Origin of the sequence: Photobacterium satsumensis (assembly GCF_050336935.1) — a bacterium.
Taxonomy (GTDB): domain Bacteria; phylum Pseudomonadota; class Gammaproteobacteria; order Enterobacterales; family Vibrionaceae; genus Photobacterium; species Photobacterium satsumensis.
This window is the reverse complement of sequence record NZ_JAKJSK010000006.1, coordinates 936,650-956,270: the sequence shown is the minus strand read 5'-3', so window position 1 is coordinate 956,270 and position 19,621 is coordinate 936,650. Positions and strand designations below refer to the sequence as shown.

20 protein-coding genes, 1 pseudogene and 1 riboswitch are annotated in these 19,621 nt (G+C 44.3%); of the genes and pseudogenes, 8 read left to right on the top strand and 13 right to left on the bottom strand.

Annotated elements, in window-relative coordinates:
* Positions 1-8: 8 nt before the first annotated feature.
* The 4 genes and pseudogenes from L4D79_RS04540 to L4D79_RS04525 form a co-directional block, all read right to left on the bottom strand.
* Positions 9-734 (bottom strand): annotated as a pseudogene (locus L4D79_RS04540) (ABC transporter permease); the annotation flags it as partial.
* Between the two features lie 103 nt (positions 735-837).
* Positions 838-1,608 carry an ABC transporter ATP-binding protein gene (locus L4D79_RS04535; protein ID WP_428647948.1) on the bottom strand — a complete coding sequence of 257 codons (771 nt, stop codon included), beginning with the start codon at positions 1,606-1,608 and terminating at the stop codon, positions 838-840.
* A gap of 20 nt (positions 1,609-1,628) precedes the next feature.
* Positions 1,629-2,456, bottom strand: a complete 828-nt coding sequence (gene thiD / locus L4D79_RS04530; protein WP_428647945.1) for a bifunctional hydroxymethylpyrimidine kinase/phosphomethylpyrimidine kinase — start codon at positions 2,454-2,456, stop codon at positions 1,629-1,631.
* A gap of 59 nt (positions 2,457-2,515) precedes the next feature.
* A riboswitch (TPP riboswitch) is annotated at positions 2,516-2,612 on the bottom strand.
* Between the two features lie 195 nt (positions 2,613-2,807).
* On the bottom strand, positions 2,808-3,380 hold the full coding sequence (locus L4D79_RS04525) for a PhnA domain-containing protein (RefSeq protein ID WP_428647943.1): 573 nt from the start codon (positions 3,378-3,380) through the stop codon (positions 2,808-2,810).
* Positions 3,381-3,633: 253 nt separating this feature from the next.
* Between L4D79_RS04525 and L4D79_RS04520 the strand changes: the two genes are divergently transcribed.
* Both L4D79_RS04520 and L4D79_RS04515 read left to right on the top strand, forming a co-directional pair.
* Positions 3,634-4,122: a hypothetical protein gene (locus L4D79_RS04520; protein WP_428647940.1), complete on the top strand. Its 489-nt coding sequence runs from the start codon at positions 3,634-3,636 to the stop codon at positions 4,120-4,122.
* 150 nt (positions 4,123-4,272) lie between these two features.
* Entirely contained in the window at positions 4,273-5,478 is a 1,206-nt protein-coding gene (locus L4D79_RS04515) for a S1 family peptidase (protein WP_428647938.1), read from the top strand.
* Between the two features lie 78 nt (positions 5,479-5,556).
* Here L4D79_RS04515 and L4D79_RS04510 read toward each other — a convergent pair whose 3' ends face one another.
* Positions 5,557-6,843 (bottom strand): cytosine deaminase, encoded by a 1,287-nt coding sequence (locus L4D79_RS04510; protein ID WP_428647936.1) that lies wholly within the window; start codon positions 6,841-6,843, stop codon positions 5,557-5,559.
* Between the two features lie 11 nt (positions 6,844-6,854).
* Positions 6,855-8,096, bottom strand: a complete 1,242-nt coding sequence (gene codB, locus L4D79_RS04505) for a cytosine permease (protein ID WP_428647933.1) — start codon at positions 8,094-8,096, stop codon at positions 6,855-6,857.
* 805 nt (positions 8,097-8,901) lie between these two features.
* Between codB and L4D79_RS04500 the strand changes: the two genes are divergently transcribed.
* A complete protein-coding gene (locus tag L4D79_RS04500; protein ID WP_428647931.1) occupies positions 8,902-9,567 on the top strand; it encodes a response regulator transcription factor in 666 nt (221 codons plus the stop codon).
* Positions 9,568-9,607: 40 nt separating this feature from the next.
* On the opposite strand, the gene L4D79_RS04495 is transcribed toward L4D79_RS04500, so the two are convergent.
* The 3 genes from L4D79_RS04495 to L4D79_RS04485 form a co-directional block, all read right to left on the bottom strand.
* Positions 9,608-9,871, bottom strand: coding sequence for an Lpp/OprI family alanine-zipper lipoprotein (locus L4D79_RS04495; protein WP_036821101.1), 264 nt, complete (start codon positions 9,869-9,871; stop codon positions 9,608-9,610).
* A 177-nt stretch (positions 9,872-10,048) separates the two neighbouring features.
* Positions 10,049-10,642, bottom strand: a complete 594-nt coding sequence (locus tag L4D79_RS04490; RefSeq protein ID WP_428647927.1) for an SCO family protein — start codon at positions 10,640-10,642, stop codon at positions 10,049-10,051.
* Positions 10,639-11,193, bottom strand: a complete 555-nt coding sequence (locus L4D79_RS04485; RefSeq protein WP_428647924.1) for a hypothetical protein — start codon at positions 11,191-11,193, stop codon at positions 10,639-10,641. Before L4D79_RS04485 ends, L4D79_RS04490 begins: the two co-directional genes overlap by 4 nt.
* Before the next feature lie 259 nt (positions 11,194-11,452).
* On the opposite strand from L4D79_RS04485, the gene ansB reads away from it, so the two are divergent.
* Positions 11,453-12,514: an L-asparaginase 2 gene (gene ansB, locus L4D79_RS04480; RefSeq protein ID WP_428647922.1), complete on the top strand. Its 1,062-nt coding sequence runs from the start codon at positions 11,453-11,455 to the stop codon at positions 12,512-12,514.
* Between the two features lie 100 nt (positions 12,515-12,614).
* Here ansB and L4D79_RS04475 read toward each other — a convergent pair whose 3' ends face one another.
* Both L4D79_RS04475 and L4D79_RS04470 read right to left on the bottom strand, forming a co-directional pair.
* Complete coding sequence (locus L4D79_RS04475) at positions 12,615-12,890, bottom strand: hypothetical protein (RefSeq protein ID WP_428647920.1); 276 nt, start codon at positions 12,888-12,890, stop codon at positions 12,615-12,617.
* A 222-nt stretch (positions 12,891-13,112) separates the two neighbouring features.
* A complete protein-coding gene (locus tag L4D79_RS04470) occupies positions 13,113-14,024 on the bottom strand; it encodes a polyprenyl-phosphate transporter (RefSeq protein WP_428647917.1) in 912 nt (303 codons plus the stop codon).
* Between the two features lie 161 nt (positions 14,025-14,185).
* Between L4D79_RS04470 and L4D79_RS04465 the strand changes: the two genes are divergently transcribed.
* On the top strand, positions 14,186-14,623 hold the full coding sequence (locus L4D79_RS04465; protein WP_428647915.1) for a GtrA family protein: 438 nt from the start codon (positions 14,186-14,188) through the stop codon (positions 14,621-14,623).
* On the opposite strand, the gene L4D79_RS04460 is transcribed toward L4D79_RS04465, so the two are convergent.
* The gene (locus L4D79_RS04460; protein WP_428647912.1) at positions 14,577-15,878 is read right to left on the bottom strand and encodes a sensor histidine kinase; all 1,302 of its coding nucleotides are present in this window, start codon (positions 15,876-15,878) and stop codon (positions 14,577-14,579) included. The genes L4D79_RS04465 and L4D79_RS04460 overlap by 47 nt on opposite strands.
* A 2-nt stretch (positions 15,879-15,880) precedes the next feature.
* The gene (locus L4D79_RS04455) at positions 15,881-16,555 is read right to left on the bottom strand and encodes a response regulator transcription factor (protein ID WP_428647910.1); all 675 of its coding nucleotides are present in this window, start codon (positions 16,553-16,555) and stop codon (positions 15,881-15,883) included.
* 174 nt (positions 16,556-16,729) lie between these two features.
* On the opposite strand from L4D79_RS04455, the gene L4D79_RS04450 reads away from it, so the two are divergent.
* From L4D79_RS04450 to L4D79_RS04440, 3 genes are all read left to right on the top strand, one after another.
* On the top strand, positions 16,730-17,749 hold the full coding sequence (locus L4D79_RS04450) for a glycosyltransferase family 2 protein (protein ID WP_428647907.1): 1,020 nt from the start codon (positions 16,730-16,732) through the stop codon (positions 17,747-17,749).
* Positions 17,746-19,182 (top strand): ArnT family glycosyltransferase, encoded by a 1,437-nt coding sequence (locus L4D79_RS04445; protein WP_428647904.1) that lies wholly within the window; start codon positions 17,746-17,748, stop codon positions 19,180-19,182. The genes L4D79_RS04450 and L4D79_RS04445 overlap by 4 nt, the downstream gene beginning before the upstream one ends.
* A 161-nt stretch (positions 19,183-19,343) precedes the next feature.
* Positions 19,344-19,595 (top strand): hypothetical protein, encoded by a 252-nt coding sequence (locus L4D79_RS04440; protein WP_428647902.1) that lies wholly within the window; start codon positions 19,344-19,346, stop codon positions 19,593-19,595.
* The last annotated feature ends 26 nt before the right edge of the window (positions 19,596-19,621 follow it).

The window sequence follows — 19,621 nt, the reverse complement described above, 5'->3', positions numbered from 1 at the left end:
TAACCTTGTTATTGGCTTTGCCATGGAATGGCTTTTTTTAATAAAAGATCGGTAATGAAGTACAGGCTGATTGATAAAAAGGCCAAGATAAACAAAGCCGCGAACATCTCATCGACGAACATCCGCGCATTGGCTTGGAGCATCAAATACCCCAGCCCCTCACTAGAGCCAACCCACTCACCAATGACTGCACCGATAGGTGCAACGACGACAGCAACGCGTATACCCGATGCTAAGGCGGGCAAGGCTGCAGGCAGGCGAATTTGCAAAAGCTGTTGCCAACGCGTGGCCCCCATGGTGGTTGCTAAATCTAGGTAGCCTTTAGGTGTATGACGGAGGCCGTCATAACAGCAGGTGGTGACGGGGAAAAATATGATCAGGGCCGCCATGACAATTTTGGATGCCATGCCATAACCTAGCCAAAGCATCAGGATAGGGGCAATAGCGAAAACAGGAATTGCCTGACTGGTGATCAATATGGGTAGTAGCCAACGTCTGAGAGGCTCAAATATTAGCATCTGTAGAGCGAAAAAAAGTCCCATCGCTAAGCCAAGAAGAAGGCCGAAGAGTACTTCAGTCCCTGTTACTAATGTATGGTGCCAGAGTACATCTGAACGCTCTATCAGCTTGGTGAGTACGGCAACAGGGCCAGGCAGAATAAAAGCTGGAAGGTCAAAAATGACGACGCAGGCTTGCCATAGCCCCATGATGATAGCGACGCTGATCATGAAGCGTACTACATGTTGCGAGACTAATGACTTACTGCCTTTGTTTGCTTGCTGATTGGCCGCTTGCTGTTCCAGCAAAGGATTGCTCAATTTTGACGACATGGATTGATCAGACATAGTCATTCTCCAGTTCGTTGATAATCCCTTGCTGGAGGGCCGCGAGCTCACCATCAAATTGCCGAGGCGGGATACTTAATGGTACAGGTAATGGCTTAATTGATGCTGGAAAGCCAGCCATCATGTAAATGTGGTGGCCAAGGCGCAGTGCCTCTTGGGGATCATGGGTGATCAACAAGACTGTTTTATCTGCAAGTAGGGTTGCAGACAATGACTGTAATTTATGGCGTGTGACAGCATCGAGTGCAGAGAAAGGCTCATCCATCAGCACCAAGGGTTTGTCTTGCATTAAGGTACGAGCAAGAGCCACACGCTGACGCATGCCACCAGAAAGCTGGTTTGGCATAGCATTTGACTTATCTGCAAGCCCAACTGCGTCGAGCATTGCCATTGCCTTTTGCTTATCGGTTTTTTGGGAAGAACCAAAGCGAGCACTCAAGCACACATTGTCGATGACATTTAGCCATGGCAACAGCAGGTCTTGCTGTGCCATGTAGGCAAGATTGCCACCAAGTGGTAATGCATTGCTGGTAGTGATACTGCCAGCCCAATCCACATTATCTTCAAGTAAACCGGCAAGGTGACGAAGCAGGGTGGTTTTACCGCAGCCACTTTTACCAAGCAAACAGGTCCATTTTCCTGCTGGCAATGTAACATCGAGGTGTTTGAACAGCGGGTGTACAGCATCATTATATCGAAGCGTTAGTTGATCGATATTGACGGCCATCCCTACTGCTTTGTCAGCGGCAAGAGTGTTGTTCATTTTGTTGACAGCTTCCATGCTTATTCAGGTTTAAAATGGCCGGAAAAGAAATGATTTACCGGACCGTGCCCTGAGCCAATTTGTAACTCATCCGCATGATCGATAGCCTTGGTGATATAGCTTTTAGCATGTCGAACCGCTTGTTCTAGAGGGTATTCCTGGGCAAGGAAGGAAGCTGTAGCCGCAGAGAGCGTGCACCCTGTACCGTGGGTATTGCGAGTTGCTATACGTGGTGTGCTCATGCGGATAACGTCATTCTCGAGGATGAGCAGGTCGGTACTGAAGGCGTCTTTTTCTAGATGGCCACCTTTGAGAAGGGTTGAGCGGGCACCAATGGCACGCAACGCTGAAATCATGTCAGACATTTGCTGTTCAGTTTCAGGTAGAGTTGCACCAATAAGTGCTGCGGCTTCCGGTAGGTTAGGGGTGATCACATCGGCAAGGGGCAGCAATTCTGATTTTAGCGTCGAGATAGCCTCTTGCTCCAGTAGAAGATCGCCACTCGTTGCCACCATTACCGGGTCGATAACCAAGAACTTAGGTTGGTATTGGCGCAGCTTTTTTGCCACCATGCGGATGATATTGGCATCACTCAGCATACCAATTTTGACTGCTTTAACGTCAAGATCTGAAAATACGGCATCCAGTTGTTGTTCGACAAAGGCAGGATCAATACCAAGAATGCCGGTCACACCTTGCGTATTTTGCGCCGTTAAGGCTGTGATGACCGAACAGGCATAGCCGCCAGTAGCGGAAATAGCTTTAATGTCGGCCTGAATGCCAGCGCCGCCACCGCTGTCTGAACCAGCAATCGTAAGGGTGATCGGGGTGTTTGATGGAATTGACATAGTTACCTCTATTAAGACGTAAGGTAGCCAATGCCGTCGAACCAGAAAGGGGTCGAAAAGGGGCAGTGCAGCTAGTTCCCTACGCCATTATTAAATGGATCAGGTTCAACGGGTCCCACTACGTGGTCTCAGCGCTCGGCTCCCCGACTAACGGACAAAATTTTGCTTAAAGGACCAAAGAAATGTATTGGCCTTATTAAATCTGTTTTCTGGCTTAAATGCCTGAAGATGAGGCTAATCTAAACATGTTTTTTCCTATAGGGCAAACATGTTAGGAATAAAATGAGGTGATGGATGAAGAAAAATACAGAAAGGGAATAACAGGCAGCCATAAAATGGCTGCCTGTTTAATTACATCTTTTTGCAGTAAGCCGCGATAATAACCATGTTTGTACCCGCTGCTTTACCTGAAACGTGCAATGGGTTGTCAGTTAGGCGGATACCACGTACAGCGGTACCTTGTTTGATCACAAGGTTTGAGCCTTTTACTGGCAGGTCTTTGATAATAGTTACATTGTCACCAGCTTGTAGGGGAGTGCCGTTTACGTCAATCGTTTTTATCGCGTCAAGCTCAGCGAGTGCAATGCCTTTCTCTGCCCATTCAATCATGTCTTCTTCCATGTACAGCATATCGAGCAAATCCTGTGCCCAAGTTTCAGAAGAAAGACGCTTAAGCAAACGATAAGCCATAACCTGAACAGCTGGTTCTTGGCTCCACATGCTGTCGTTTAGACAACGCCAGTGGTTTTGGTCCAGGGTTTCAGCGTCTTCGATTTCTGTACGGCAAGTGCCACATACCATCACACAGCTACCTGCTGTTTGATCAGGAGACGCAGGTACTTCATAAACGCTCAGGTTGTCTTCTGAACTACACAGTTCACATTTAGCGCCAGAGCGCTCTTTAACGATTGATTCAATGCTCATAGGAATATTCCAAGGAAGTGTAATGGTGTTAGCTACCATACAGGTAACTATTCTGTTTATTATGCCATTTAATTCTGAGAAGGAAAGGAATCAAGATCATGATCACAATACTCTCATTTACTTACGTTCAAAAAACGTGCTGAATCAATTTTTAAGTAAAAAAAATGCAACAAATTTGTATGAGGTTATGTTGGTTTGGGACTAAGATCAAAGTGCTGGTTCAAGTCGTTATAGAAAGAAAATAGGATAATTTATGAAAAAGGCACTTTTTTTACTTTCATCTTTAGTACTTATTGGCTGTGACGATGAAGACGTTGTCAATACAGTGTCTGGCAACGCCGAGGTATTTTCTGTTACAGGCGCCGAAATTGAGGGAGCACAAGGCTATACAAGTATTGATAGCATTGAAAGTCAGTACCCGATTACGTTGCCTGATGAGCTTCCGGCAGGCTCAGAGGCCGAACTGGATAACAAACTGGGGTCACTTGGAATCGATATTGAAGATACGGATTGCGGTGTAATCGATACCACTGGTGATGTCTGCTTTGGAGCCGGAAGTGATACGGTTTGTGTGCCTGATGAAGTTAACAAGTTGGGGATCAAGCTTTATACCATTGATATCGATGAGGTAAAACGCGCTTATGATAACGGCTTCTATCCGAAACTGGCTGCTGATCTGTTAGGCGATACTTATGCGAATTTTGATATAGAACGTGTAAGCTGCTCAAGCATTGGTCTATAGCTATCACCATGGCAGCCGCTTAACCATGCAACATCAAGTTGCATGGTATTGTTTTTTCATTACCCTTCTCGCAAAAGTCAATGTTTACAATGCCTTGTTATTTTATGTTTGCTAGCTTGCCCTGGTTTAGGTATCAAGGTGAGCGAAGCAATGAAATTGCAATTATTACGTATTTTCGCATTGTTAGGGCTATGTATCCCAGCGATGTCTAATGCCACTAATCCTGTAAGTTATGTGGTGGATGGAACCCTCGTTAATGATATTAGCGAGCAGAGCTGGATGGCTTCCATACGATACACACCTGCTGATACGCAACACATTTGCGGTGGCAGTGTCATAGACAAGAATTGGGTGTTGACGGCTGCTCACTGTGTTGTACATGAAGTTAACGGTAATTATAGGGTCCTGCCGCCAAACAATTTAAATGTTGTTGTAGGTACTTTGAACAAGAGCCTTGATGATCCTGCTCACCTATATATGGTCACCCATGTTGTTGTTCACCCGGATTATTCGTCTTATGCGGAGTTAGTTGTTACGGAAAATATTGACGGTTCAACGACAATAGAAGCTACCAAGTTAGCCCTTGATAACGATATCGCCTTGCTTCGTGTGGCTAGGAAGTTCCCTAGTGAATCCATTAAGCCGATTGAGCTCGCCTCCAGCAAAGTCGCCGACGAAATCCAAAAGCAACTCGATGCTCAATGGACTGGCAGCAATCGGCCCAATAATGTGTCGGTGTCTGGCTGGGGGGCGACCAATAGTGATGGCAGCGGTGAAACGGATGTACTTTTGACGGCTGAGCTTTCTTTCCTGCCTATGGATGATTGCTTTATCAGCCTTGAGTCTGGTAATGAAGGAAATTTCATACTTGATAGCCCAGTAAACCGGACGAAAATCTGCACATTACCGAGTCGTTTTGCAGAAGATGAAGATGGTAATACCCTTGATCATGGTGCTGACTCATGTTTCGGCGACAGTGGCGGCCCTCTACGTGCGAAAGATCTATCGGGTGATTGGGTTCAGATAGGCATTGTGAGCGGTGGCCCTGTTGGCTCACCAGCCTGTGGTTCATTAACTCGCGCGAGTTTCTACACTCGGGTAGGGACATATTTTGAATGGATAGAGAAGTATTTATCTGCCTTACCACAAGAGCCAGTGACACCTCCCAACTTCATCGAAGAGCAGAATGATGGTAGCGGCAAAGACGATGCGCAGAATGGCAACTGTGATCTGAATGTCTCCGGTATCAGCCCCAATAACTGTGCACTGGAATCGACAAGTGGTGGGGGCGCTGTAAATACTATAGGGTTAGTCGGTTTGCTAGGGCTTTTGTATTTTAGAAGACGTTATAACTAGACTAAAGCAAGTTATTTGCCATAAAACAAATCAGCCACCCCCGAAGGGTGGCTGATTTATTTTTAGCAAGTTAGTGGTTTAGCGACGGAAGGAGACAGGCTCTTTACCTTCCGCTAATTCGATATGGGTAACGGCTGGCTGTGTTTCCGCAATGACTTTACCTGCACGGACAGAGTAACGAACAGGTACTTGGCGGCGTACTGCATCAAACCCATTTTCGGCAGGTAGGATGAGCAGATTACCTGGCTTACCTAATTCGATGCCGTAGCGGTTTTGGATATTAAGCGTTGTGGCAGAGTTGGTGCTAATCAAGTCCAAAGATTGGTTGATTTGGTCATAACCCATTACTTGGCAAACATGTAGCCCCATGTGGAGGACTTGCATCATGTTTGCGGTACCCAGTGGATACCATGGGTCAAACACATCATCGTGGCCAAAGCAGACGTTGATATCAGAAGCCAACATTTCTTTTACCCGGGTCACGCCACGACGTTTAGGGTAGTCATCAAAACGTCCTTGCAAGTGGATGTTTACCAGTGGGTTGGCGACAAAACTGATCCCAGACATCTTCAAAAGGCGGAATAGTCGTGACGCATAAGCACCGTTGTATGAGTGCATGGCAGTCGTGTGGCTAGCTGTTACCTTGTCACCCATCTCAAATTTATGGGCAAGTGCTGCAAGGGTCTCTACAAACCGTGATTGCTCATCATCGATTTCATCACAATGAACATCGATTAGGCGATCGTACTTGCGTGCCAGCTCAAATACATAATGCAGAGACTCTACACCGTACTCACGAGTAAATTCAAAGTGCGGAATTGCACCGATGACATCAGCCCCTAGCTTGACAGCTTCTTCCAGCAATTCCTTGCCGTTAGGGTAGGATAAAATGCCTTCCTGTGGGAATGCCACAATCTGAATATCAACCCACTCCTTCATTTCTTCACGCACTTCAAGCATGGCTTTTAAGGCGATAAGTGTTGGGTCGGAGACATCAACATGAGTACGGACATGCTGTACACCGTTGGCGATTTGCCATTTTAGTGTCTGTTTAGCACGTGTCTTTACATCCTCGATAGAAAGCATGGACTTACGTTCAGCCCATCGTTCGATACCTTCAAATAGGGTACCGGAGATGTTCCAGCTAGGCTCACCCGCAGTTTGGGTTGTATCTAGGTGGATATGAGGCTCACAAAAAGGTGCTACAGCCATACCACCTTCGCCATCAAGGACAGGGCCGGTAAAGTCAACCTGCTCGTCCATTGGCTTGATTGAGTGAAATTTACCTTCGTTAATCAGTATCTGATGCAGGCCATCCTTGCCTTTGATGGTGACGTTTTTTATTAGCATATTTGAGGTTTGCATCTTAGTTGTCCTTACGCGTTGCTTGCACAAGCATTAGTTTCGCGATTTAGCACCGGGTTGAGAATAAGGTAGCTGATAGCACCACCTAGTACCGCATTGATAGGTACTACACCAGGCAGGAGGTGGCCGGCAGCGACACCAACAGCAACACCGATAATCGCTGCCCAGTTAACTGTTTTGAATTCGGCATTTGCGAAATCTTTGTAACGATGACGGTTTTTCAAGAAATCTGCAATGATAATTCCACCAATTGGAGGAATAGCCGCCGACAAGAAGGTTAACCAACCAACGAAGTTATTGTAGAGCCAAAGTGCACACAAGGTACCAATCAGGCCATTGGCCATTGATAGGTATTTACTCGGTAATCCCGTTACGTTTGAGAAGCCAAGACCAGAAGCGTAAAGCGCATTGTCATTAGTTGTCCAAATGTTCAGTCCAAGCACAATAACGGCGGGAATCAGTAACCCTTGCGCAATCATCACTTCAGAAATATCAGATTGGCCCGTTGCTGCAGCGCCAGCGGCACCGAAGATGAACATCAGTGAATTACCGATAAAAAAGGCCGTCATGGTGACCATTACTGCACCCATTGGTTTCTTACCAAAGCGGACAAAATCGGCAGTCAGAGTACCAGCTGAAACGAAGGAGCCAACAACCAGTGCCAGAGCCGTCGAGAATTCGATTGGGTTCTCAGGTGTAATGGCTTTCAATCCGTCAATTCCACCGGTGCTGCCGACAGCTTCGAAGACAGAATAGCCACCAAGCAGAGCGATTGCAGGAACAGCGATCGCGGAGAGTACCATCAGTGCTGCGATACCAAAGTAAACGGTCGCTGTCATTAACAGACCAGAGATCAGAATGAGAAGGTTGGTATCGATACCTGTTGCTTTATGAACTGGGATAGCAAACATGGCTACACCCACGCCGAACCAACCGACCTGTGTACCGCCAAGAAGTAAAGAAGGAAGCCAAGAGCCTTTAGAGCCAAAAGAGAATCGAGCAAGAAGGTGAGTAGAGAGGCCAGATGAAGCGCCGATGTAGCCGAGGAATGAAGTGTAAATACCGAGAATGAGGTTACCAATGAGAACAGCGAGGAAGAAATCATCATAGGAAAGGCCGGTTCCCAATGTGCCCCCTGTCCACATACTGGCTGAAAAGAAGGTCAGTCCCAGCATCACCATAGTAAGTGAAAGTACCCCTTTACGTGCCGACTGCGGCACAGGTCCTAGACTGTAGTTGTTGTCACCAGCCATTGAAACACCTCAAACGTCATTTAAATAATAGTTCTGATTTCCAGATAAACGGCGCGTATTTTAGTGAATGAAAATCTAATGTCAATTGGCATTTTGATTGATTTTGTTGTTTTAAGTCTTGTTCTTATAAATTTCCTTTTAATACAGTGGTTTATTTTTAGTGTTTATTCTGTGTTGAAAAATAGAAAACGATTTTATGGTCTAATTTTCGGCTTTAAATTGTCAAAATTTCACAAAAAAATCAGTTTTCATCTTAATGTCTTGTTTTTGATGTCTCATGGTTGCTTGATGGTATATGCAATCGATTTCCCTTGAGGCTGGGTAACTAAATTCGGCTTTCCAGTTAGTACAATATGCTTTTTTTCTAAGTTTTGTGTGGTAAATGAGCCTTTGAGTGTTGTTTTTCTTTGTGTTGTTGTTTTATGTGTGGAAACTTGGGTTTTTAGTGTGATTTTTTACCATTAAACTCGCTATGTAGTGTGAGGGTTGATAAGTGCTGAGATGTTGTGGATAACTTTGTTATCCACAAAAAGTGTGAGTAACTCTGTGGGAAATGGTTGTGAGCTAATACCCATGCTGGCTACAGTAAAGTCAATACCTCGGTTCATGAAAAAACTATAAAAACATCATGAAAAATAGAGGTTTTTGATGTAGCTCAATTTCGCTTTGTGCCTATAGAAAATAGGGCCGCTGGATGATTTAGCTGCGCTTGACGCGTACTGACATCATTATGCTCTTGATTGGGGGGAGGAGAGGTATGATAATGCTACTCAATTGATAATGATTTATATTAGTGTAATTTGTTGTGTCTAAGATCCTTGTTGTAGATGATGATATTGTTCTTTGTGAACTGCTCCAAGAAGTACTTGAGGAGGAGGGTTATGACGTTCGTTGTGAGCATTGTGGAAAAACCGGACTTGCTTACTTGCAGGAGCAGCCAGTAGATCTTGTGCTTTTGGATGTCATGTTACCTAATATCGATGGTATGCAGATGGCCCGTAGAATATGCCAACGTTTTGCAACTCCAATAATTATGCTAACGGCGTTGGGCGATGACTCTTCATTACTTGATGGTCTTCAAGCTGGAGCCGATCATTATATGGCGAAGCCATTTAAAGTCCCCGAGTTGCTCGCTAGAATAAAATCAACAATGCGACGAGTTGGTCTAGAAAAGCAACGCGGAACTAATTGTACTGGTGATATAGGTATTACGGAACAGTTAAGGCGAATACCGCTGACTGGGACCGAAAGCGAATTGTTGGAGTATCTTGTTAAACATAATGGGATGATTGTATCAAAAGCGGAACTGCAAAAAGCGGTACTAAAGAAAGAATTGAGTCCCTTTGATCGAAACCTTGACATGCACATAAGCAACATTCGCCGCAAAATAGTTCAATCAGGGTTACCAAAACAACATATAAAAACGGTCAGAGGGAAAGGGTATAGCTTCTTGGAAGTGATTGGCGTTTGAAGAAAATAAAGAGTGGCGCGAGAAGCGCCACTCTTTAGTTTTATTTACTATAGGAACTAGCAATATTATCAATACGCTGGTTAGCGCGCATTGCTTCCTGGTATGCAGCGTCTGATGCCGCACGAGCATCGTTAACTGCACCAGCCATTTGATCTTGCTGGCTTTGTAATGCGCCTACCTGATCAGAGAGCATATCAACTTTATTGGTTAGTTGCTGCATTTGGTCAACTTCATCTGAGCTAGAACAACCAATGAGTGTTGCACTCAGAATAATACCGGTAAGGATAGATAATGAACGGTTCATTTTTCTTTCTTCTCCTTTGTTTGCCACTACAGACTGATTGTTAAAAGTTCCAGTCGGCAAATTCATTATGGCAGAAGTTGCGCAAATTGCTGCTTAAAGTGAAGAAAGAGTCATATTTTTTTCTCTCAAAGATGAGAAAACCCGCCTGGGCGGGTTTATTTATGCGGAGTACAGTATTTACGCAGGTACGTTATCTTCTGCGAGAATTCGGTTGATAGCATCGACTAATATATTCGGGTTCAGGGTATGTTGGACTTTTTCTACCAAGGTGCCATCAGCGCGAAGGAAATAAAAGTAAGAGCTGTGATCTACCGCATATTCCAATGCCGATCCTTCGAGTTCTGTTCGCATGTATAACACGCCATATTTTTCAGCCAATGCTTTAGTTTGATCAGCATTTCCTGTCATACCTATAATTTTTTTATGGAAGTACTGAGCATATTGCGCACTCTTTTCTGGCGTGTCTCGCTCTGGATCCAAGGTGATAAAAATAGGCCATAACTTATTTAACTGTTGATCATCGATTTGCTTGAGTGCCGCAGACAACACAGCAAGGGATGTTGGGCATACGTCAGGACAGTGGGTATAACCGAAGTAGATAACCCGGATACGTTGGTCATTAGGGTTATACAAATCAACATTTTCTTTACCACTTTTCAGAAGGTTAATCGGTTCGCTGATTTGAGCAACAGGAGATTGGCGATCAACAATCACGCTGGTGATAAGCCCTGCAGCCAAGGCTAATGCGAGTATAATCCATTGATATTTCACTTTATCATCCTTATTGAAACATATATTGGTTGTTGTGAGCTGATGGTAGTTGCAGTGATTTTACCTTGCCAAGTCATTTCATCAGACACGCAGAACGGCAATAATAACTCTCCCGAGAACTGGTCACTACCAACCTGACGTTGAAGAGTTTGCCGATATATCCCCATCATCATTTCCTCCCCTTCTAAAGTTAGCTCAATGGTATCGGCTTCTGAAGGTAACAATGGCCATTCAACTTGAATTTTAGCGGCTTCCATTGGCCTGATGGTTGCTCTATCCAATGCAATTATTTTTCCCTGTATTTCACAAGCTTCATTACTTAATGGGCAATGATGAGATGGGAAGGTGCCATCTTCTGCGATCGATAGGGCAGCCCCTGCGCTTTTAAGGGCAGGGTAGGCGTAGTGGAAAAAACTGTAACTCCCCAAAAAAACTAGAATGGTGAGGAAAACATATCTGTAACGTTTACTACGTACCACTGTCTGTATCATCTGTCTAAGTTGCAAGGATTTGTGAATGTTATCACTGACTTGGTTAATAAAATCAGACATATGTTGAAATTTGTGAGGAGGGTAATACTTGTGAATGGCTGTATCGGTTGAAGGTTGTTAATCATGTGATTGGGTGTTAGCAACTGTTTGTAAGGTATAGATAATCAGTTAACCTCTTGAGCGCAGTCGCAAAATGTGTAGTTGGGATCACTTTTTTAATATTATAAAAAGTGATGTATACCACAAAAGTATTATCTATTTAGAATAGTATCTTATTCATTGACTTAATAATGAAATAAAAAACCATAAGGTGTTAACGATGAAGAAGAATGCTGTTTCTGTAGGTATGTTCTTAGCGGGTATGTGTTTAAGCTCTATGAGCTTCGCTGGTGATTTACCAAACATTCAGATTTTAGCGACAGGTGGCACTATTGCCGGTGCGGGTCAGTCTAGCACTGAATCAAACTATACTTCCGGCAAAGTTGGCGTTGAAGCGTTAATCGAAGCCGTGCCAGAGATGACAAAGCTAGCGGATATTTCTGGTGAGCAGGTTGTTAGCATCGGCTCACAAGATATGAATGATGAAGTGTGGCTGACACTATCTAAGCGTGTCAACGAACTGCTCGCAAAAGATGATGTTGATGGGATTGTCATTACCCATGGTACTGACACCATGGAAGAAACGGCTTACTTCCTTGATCTTACAGTAAAAAGTGACAAGCCTGTCGTGCTTGTTGGTGCAATGCGCCCTTCTACGGCGATGAGCGCAGATGGTCCAGTGAACCTGTACAATGCAGTTGTAACAGCGACAGATCCTGAATCTACTGGTCGCGGTGTGTTGGTATCCATGAATGATACGGTATTTGATGCACGCGACGTGACCAAAACCAATACAACAGCCGTTAACACCTTCCAATCACCGAATACAGGTGCGTTGGGTTACATCCACAATGGTGATGTGAAGTATCAACGCAGCCCTGAGCGCATGCATACAACAGAAACCGTTTTTGATGTATCTAAGATAGAAAGCCTACCGAAGGTGGGTATTGTTTATAACTATGCCAATGCAACAGCGTTACCGGTGCAAGCCATGATGGAAGCGAATTATGATGGTATCGTCAGCGCTGGGGTTGGTAACGGTAACATGTTCCATACCATCTTTGATGAATTAGCGAAGGCAAGTAAAGATGGCACTATGGTTGTGCGTAGTTCGCGCACGCCTTCAGGTTCAACAACCTTGGATGCAGAAGTGGACGATGATAAGTATGGATTCGTGGCTGCAGGTTCTTTGAACCCTCAGAAAGCGCGTATTCTTCTGATGCTTTCGCTTACACAAACTCAGGATTACCAAGACGTTCAGAAGATGTTCCAGCACTACTAAGTACTGTCTTCTTGATAAATGAAGGTACGGTAATAAACACCTTGTAGTGAAATACCGTAATGACCAAAAGCCGCCTATTTAATAGACGGCTTTTTTGTTGTTAATCCGTAGTGGTGTAGTGGTAATCAAACACTGATTCCGAACTAGTATTCGGCATGCTATGGATGGTATGCCCAGCCGTGGCTGTTTTGTCACCAGAGGTGGTAAGTTGCATTTCTAATAGTGTGCGATCATCTCCCTTAACCTGCGTTAACTGATAGGTGGCGACAGCTGATTTTTCGCCAGCAGTAGCAAGATGAAAGTCCAACACGCTGTTTGCAAGTGTAGATGCCGATGACAGAACGAGGGCTAGGTAAAGAAAATATGTTTTTTTCATAATTGACACTCACTAAAGCTTATCTGATAAGCAGACATTGCAGCTTACCGAGGTTAATGTTTACTTGTAAGGCTGTGCCTTAGCTGTTGGAAGTCATACTAACAAGCTGAATGAAAGTGTGTGTCTAGCTGTGTAAATCAGCGCAAATAAAAAAGCACCTTTAGTCAAAGAGACTAAAGGTGCTTTACAAAGCGGTATCTATTTTAAGGAAACAGATAGCGGCTATTTGTCAGCGACTTTCTCAAGGCCCCATACGATGCCGATTCCCAGGATCATGGCAAGGATGGCGTAGCCAAGTAGAGCGGGCTGCCCTGTTATATGTTCAAAGTTAAAAGGGGACAAATTTTGCTCAATCAGTGGGACTTGTTCACCACTGGAGTTAGTTCTCCAAGTTAATGTTTCTTTCCAAGGCCAAATTTTACTTAAGGTGCCAAGCATCAAGCCTGTGAGGAAAGTCAGCGCAATGTCGCGGTAGTTGCGCAATACCCACGACAAGAGGTGAGAAAAGGTAAGAAGACCAATGGCACAGCCGCAAGCGAACAAGCCTAAAGTAACAATATCCAGAGATTTTGCTGCACCAAGAATTGGTGTGTACATGCCTAGCAGCAGCAAAATGAAGCTACCTGAAATGCCAGGTAAAATCATTGCACAGATGGCAATTGAGCCTGCCAGTAGAATGTTAAAATAGGTTGGTTCAAGCGTAAGCGGATGAAGAACGGTAATGCCGTAGGCGAAAAGCGCGCCGGCTATAACAGCGATGATCCGTGTAGGGCCCCAGTGAGTGATCTGTTTGAACATATGGATCACCGAGATAATGATCAAACCAAAGAAAAATGACCACAGTGGGATAGGGTGTGTATGAAGCATCCAGGTAATGACGCGAGCAAGGGTAAAAATGCTGGTCAGGATCCCCGAGAGCAACAGGATAAGGAATGTGCCGTTGATATGATTGAAGGCGGCCTTGAACCCATCTTTGCGCCAAATGCCAATCAAGCTTGGATTAACACGTCGAATGCTCTCAAGAAGCGTGTCGTAAATGCCTGTAATAAATGCGATTGTTCCGCCAGAGACGCCCGGTACGACGTCAGCCGCCCCCATAGCCATCCCTTTTAGGAAGGTAAACACTTTGCTCATAGTTTTCCGTTAGTTACCGATGAGAATTAAACTGGCGCTATTATACCTACAATAAGTGAAAAAAAAGTGTTTTCCTGCTGAACCAATTTGAAATTAGACTTTTTTTTGACCTTACCATTGCTACCGTGTTTACGTAGCGGATGGTTTTGGAGCCAATTTAAGTGAATTTATTGAAAAATAGACGCTTTTTAAAGTTTGCGATTGTCGGAGGGTGCGGGTTTCTGGTGGATGTTGCTGCTACCTATATGCTATCTCAATTTGTAATTGTAGAAGTGGCGAGAGGTATCGCATTTTGGATCGCAGCAAGTTCTAACTGGTGGTTAAATAGACAGTTCACTTTTGAGGGTGTGTTGCAAGAGCGTCCGGTTAAGCAGTGGTTGAAGTTTTTGAGCGCATCAAGCATAGGTTTTTTGCCAAACTGGATTTGCTATTGGATTTTACTTAATAGCAGTGTTGAACAGGCCACCTCATTATTGATATCGGTTGATATAGCAATATGGTGGCCATATTTGGCCATGATCCCTGGGATCTTGTTAGGGATGGTGGTTAACTTTACCCTGTCTGAGCGTTGGGTTTTTCGTTTGGTTGCAGCGAAATAGTCGCGGTGCAACCTCGATACTGATTGGTTTGGTGGCTGAGGTGCCATTGATATTTACGACAGATATCAGCGGCAATTAATAGTCCCAAACCATAACCTTTTTTCGCGTTGGTGCTATTCTCTAGTCCCATGCCAGTATCTTCTACAGAAAGCGTGTCTGGTGTCATACGAATGATGACATGGCCTTGTTCGGTATAAGCAAATGCGTTTTTGATTAAGTTGCCCAGTAAGATTTTGAATGCATTTTCTGGCATCTTAATTTCAATTGGGCCTGATGCTTCAACATGCCAATTGACTGACTTTCCATGAAGTAACGAAGAGTGGGCTTTGGCTATATCTTGAACCTCTTTTAGGTCTACCTGTCTGATAGAGACCTTATCCAGATCTTCTTCCCGCGTCAGTGATAGCAAGGTTGTGACAAAATCATTCATTTCCGTACTGGCTTGCTGTAACCGTTTTTGTTGTTTGGCAATGAACATAGGATCATTTGACTGACCAAGCAGGGATATTGCTCCCTTCATAACCATAAGTGGTGTACGTAGTTCATGGCTGGCATATCGATTAAAGGACCGCTCGCGATCCAGTAACGCCTGAATTTGGGCCACATAAAGATTAAAGCTATCAACCAGTTGAAGGACTTCACGTGATGTGATTCCTGATGGGGGGGTGATAGGGGTTAGATCATCAGCATTACGAGAATCAATATCATTGGCCAATTGTGTCAATGGGTTTGTCAATCTGTCGGATACCTTGAGTACGACAACAAAGCTGATGACAAGTAATAGGATTGAGATCCCGAGCTGCTTAAGTTGGTTTAGGAAGATCTGCTCTTCGCTCACTTCATAGATATTATCAAAAAACAGTAAATAGAGATCTTTGCTTTGGCCGGCTACAGTTAGCTTAGTCACCATCGCGAAGTATTCGGTTTCGAAAGAACCACTCGCTTTTAATTCAAACGCCTTGTCTCTCGGATAGCTATCAGGGAGCGTGATCTGTGAAGGGATCAAGCGTGGATCGAGATAGGCATGCGTGAATGGTGGAATAGCGAAATGGGTAATATCATCTTGATCTTGCAGCACCTCTTCTGCAATAGCTTTAGCATGCAGTAGTCTGTTATTGGCATTGATATATTCAAAATCTTCCAATGTCGCATCAAGTAGCGAAAAATGCAGAGTAATAATGGCAAAGGCGATGATCGAGAAGTAGGTAACAGTCAGCTGCTTTGCACTTTTTACTTTAGTTAAATGCTTCTTCACCGTTAATCCTCATCAACCAATTGGTAGCCTACTTTAGGGACATTTTTGATATACGCACGCTTAAAGGGTTTATCAATTTGGTGGCGTAATTGATAAATGTGACTTCTAAGCACATTACCTTCAGGCTCATTATCACCCCATAAAGCAGAGATTAGCTCTTGTTTACTAACGACTTTAGGTGCTTTGATCATCAATAACTTGAGGATGGTGAATAGCGTTGGGTTGAGGGCGAAGGTGCAGTTTCCTCGTTCAACAGTATGGGTGCTAAGATCAAGCGTCATTTCGCTGAAACTCAGTTGGTTTACGGCGGTTTCGCCCATACGACGACGGGTGAGGGCTTTTATTCTGGCCTCCAAAATCTCTAGATCAAACGGCTTGACCAAATAGTCATCTGCACCGTGCGAGAAACCTTCCAAGGTATCTTCCCGGGTATCCCTTGCTGTCAGCATAAGGATTGGGGTATCAATGCCACGTTCTCTTAGTTTTTGGCATACTTCAAAACCGTCCATTTTAGGCAGCATGACATCAAGGATGATTAGATCATAATGTTCGGTACTTCCAAGCTCAAAACCATGTTGCCCATTGTTGGCATAGTCAAGTGTGTAGCCTTTGATCTCGAAGAAATCAAAAATGACGCCAGCAATTTCTTGGTGGTCTTCAACCAGTAGTAACTTCATGCAGGTACCTAAGCAGAAATGGAAAAGTAGTGTCTAAGGCGAATGAAAGCACCTTTGTGTGACATTTTATCATGACACAGCAAGGTGTGAAAAAAGTGTCAATGACCTTTTTCTGACATGGCTTTCAATAACCTATGACGCATTACTCATGTTATGCCATTTTTGAGGTTAACGATGTCCTCCATTACTGTTTTGTCCCAACACAGGGAGCGCCAGATACATATCAGACAACAACCCCTTTTCCTATCAGTCATCATTCCGATGTATAACGAAGAAGAGGTACTCGAGGTTTGCCATCAACGGGTGTGTGAAGCACTTGATGGCTTGGGTAAGCACTGTGAAATCATTTATGTCGATGACGGTAGCTCTGACAATAGTTGGGAAATTGCCAGTCAGCTTGACAGCCAATACCACACTATTAAAACGATTAGGTTAAGCCGAAATTTTGGTAAAGAAGCGGCGATGAGTGCCGGGCTGAAAGCGGTTAATGGTGAAGCTACTGTCTTGATTGATGCGGATCTACAAGATCCTCCTGAGCTGATCCCAGATATGGTTGCACAATGGCAGGCCGGTTTTGATGTGGTTGATATGCAACGCAGCCGGCGGTTGGGTGAAGGGTGGTTAAAGCGCTTTACCGCAGCTGCTTTTTATCAGGTTATCAATCGCCTTAGTGACATGCCTATCCCTGAAAATGTCGGTGACTTTCGGTTGATCAACCGCCGTGTTATCGATGAAATTAATAAGCTTCCCGAGCGAACACGGTTTATGAAAGGTTTGTTTGCTTGGCCCGGCTTTAAACGGGTAACACTGCAATTTGATCGGGATCCTCGCCTTGCAGGTGAAACGAAGTGGAATTACCGAAAACTCATTCATTTGGCTTTTGAAGGTATCACCTCATTTAGTACCCGTCCTCTTCGTATTGCTACTGGGGCAGGGCTATTGACGTCATTTTCTGCCTTGCTTTTAGCCGTAATTGTATTGGCCAAAACATTAATTTGGGGCGATCCCGTAGCGGGGTACCCATCAATGATGATCGTGGTATTGCTCGTTGGTGGCGTTCAGCTGCTTTCTATTGGCTTAATGGGGGAGTATGTAGGCCGTCTCTTTATTGAAGCAAAACAGAGGCCTTTATTTGTTGTTATGGAAGAAAACCAATCAACGCCAAAATTCACTGCCGGAGAAGTACAGGCATGATCACTCGTCAATTATCAAAATTAACGTTAACCCAGTTCGCCATTTTACTTACTGTCGGCACAGTTCTGGTTCGGTTAGCGACTCTGGGTTTTTATCCGTTGATGGATACCACTGAAGCACGTTACGGCGAAATGGCCCGAATCATGTTTGAGACCGGTAATTGGGTCACTCCCATGTTTGATTATAACGTCCCGTTTTGGGGCAAACCGCCACTCTTTACTTGGTTAAGTGCTGGTGGATTTGAGTTAATGGGTGTGAATGAATTTGCTGCCCGAGTACCTCATCTCGTTGTTGGTGTGGTCGTCCTTGTTCTCACGTGGCTGCTGGCTGCCAAAACACGTGAAAAACATGAGGCATGGCTAGCGACCGCAATTCTATCAACCACAACAGCGTTTATCGTGATATCTGGAGCGGTAATGACAGATACCGCCCTGACACTAGCTGTCACCTTGAGCATGGTCAGCTTTTGGTTAAGCTGGGAAAAAGGGAGCAAGCTGTGGGGATATTTATTCTTTGTCGGTTTGGCGATTGGCATGTTGGCAAAGGGCCCATTAACGATGGTGCTGGTTGGTATCAGTCTGGTGATGTGGCTTGCTCAGGAGCAAAGGTGGCGCCGTATTCCAAGTTGTTTGCCATGGAAAGGGGGGATCATTGTTTTTCTGATCATCTCATTGCCGTGGTACCTATTGGCGGAATGGAAAAGCCCTGGCTTCTTGAACTATTTCATTATCGGCGAGCACATTAAGCGCTTCGTTGTTAGTGGTTGGGAAGGGGACCTATACGGATCGGCTCATGACGAAGTGAGAGGTACTATCTGGTTGTTCTGGTTCTTGGCGGCATTGCCATGGGCTCCGATCTTAATGTATCAGGTATCACGCTTTTTCCGTGCTGGAGAAGAAGGAGTGCAAAATACCAATGGTTACATGGGTTACCTATGGTGCTGGATGCTGTCACCTATGTTGCTGTTCACTATGGCGGGCAATATTTTACCAAGTTATGTGATGCCGGGTTTACCTGCGTTAGGCTTGTTGGTCGCTGGGTATCATAGTCAGCAGAAACTCTCTGATAAAGTATTTAAGATTGGTTTGATAACACCTGTTTTGCTGGTGGTTACAGCGGTATTACTGGGTTATAACTTAACAGGTAAAGAGTCAGAAAAAGTATTGCTTTCCCAATGGGCTGAGCAAGTAGAAAAAGAAAACAGTGAATTGATATATATCCGTAAGCGACCATTCTCAGCACAGTTCTACTCTCAAGGTAAGGCGAAATTGCATCAAGCGACATTATCTGGCTTGCTTAATGAACCGACGGAAGATGCTTTTTTTGTGGTTGAGAAAGGGCAGATACCTTCTGGATTTTTATGGGATAAGTCTCGTTGTGAGCTGCGAGCCGAGTCCAATAAGCGACAGCTTGTTCACTGTAAGGCGGGTTAAGCATAAGCAGTTTGGTGCTGAGGGATATGAAAAGATAATCAGTATGGGCTTAGATTGTGATGTTGGTGGTTGGCTGTTTTTTAAACTGTGACATGCGAAGAAAAGCCCATAAATAAAATATGGAATTATGGCTTCAGTGAAATAAAAGATGGAGTCTGATTATGTACCGTGATTTATTACAAATCCCTGCAGAGCATCAGTTTGTCCGTACTGATATGAAGTGGGATATAGGGAAAAAGCAGGATATTGATACATTTTGGTATGACGAGAAAAGTCCTGGCGGTGAAGTTGTCGCAAAATATATTGTGAAAGTTATTAAGTATATTTACCCCCCAAGAAAGTCGGACATTAGCTTTAGAAAGTATTCTGCTGATGCCTTATCCTTGTTAGCTCATGGAGACTTAAGGTTTTGATACACAGTTAAAAGTGGCTTAATAGG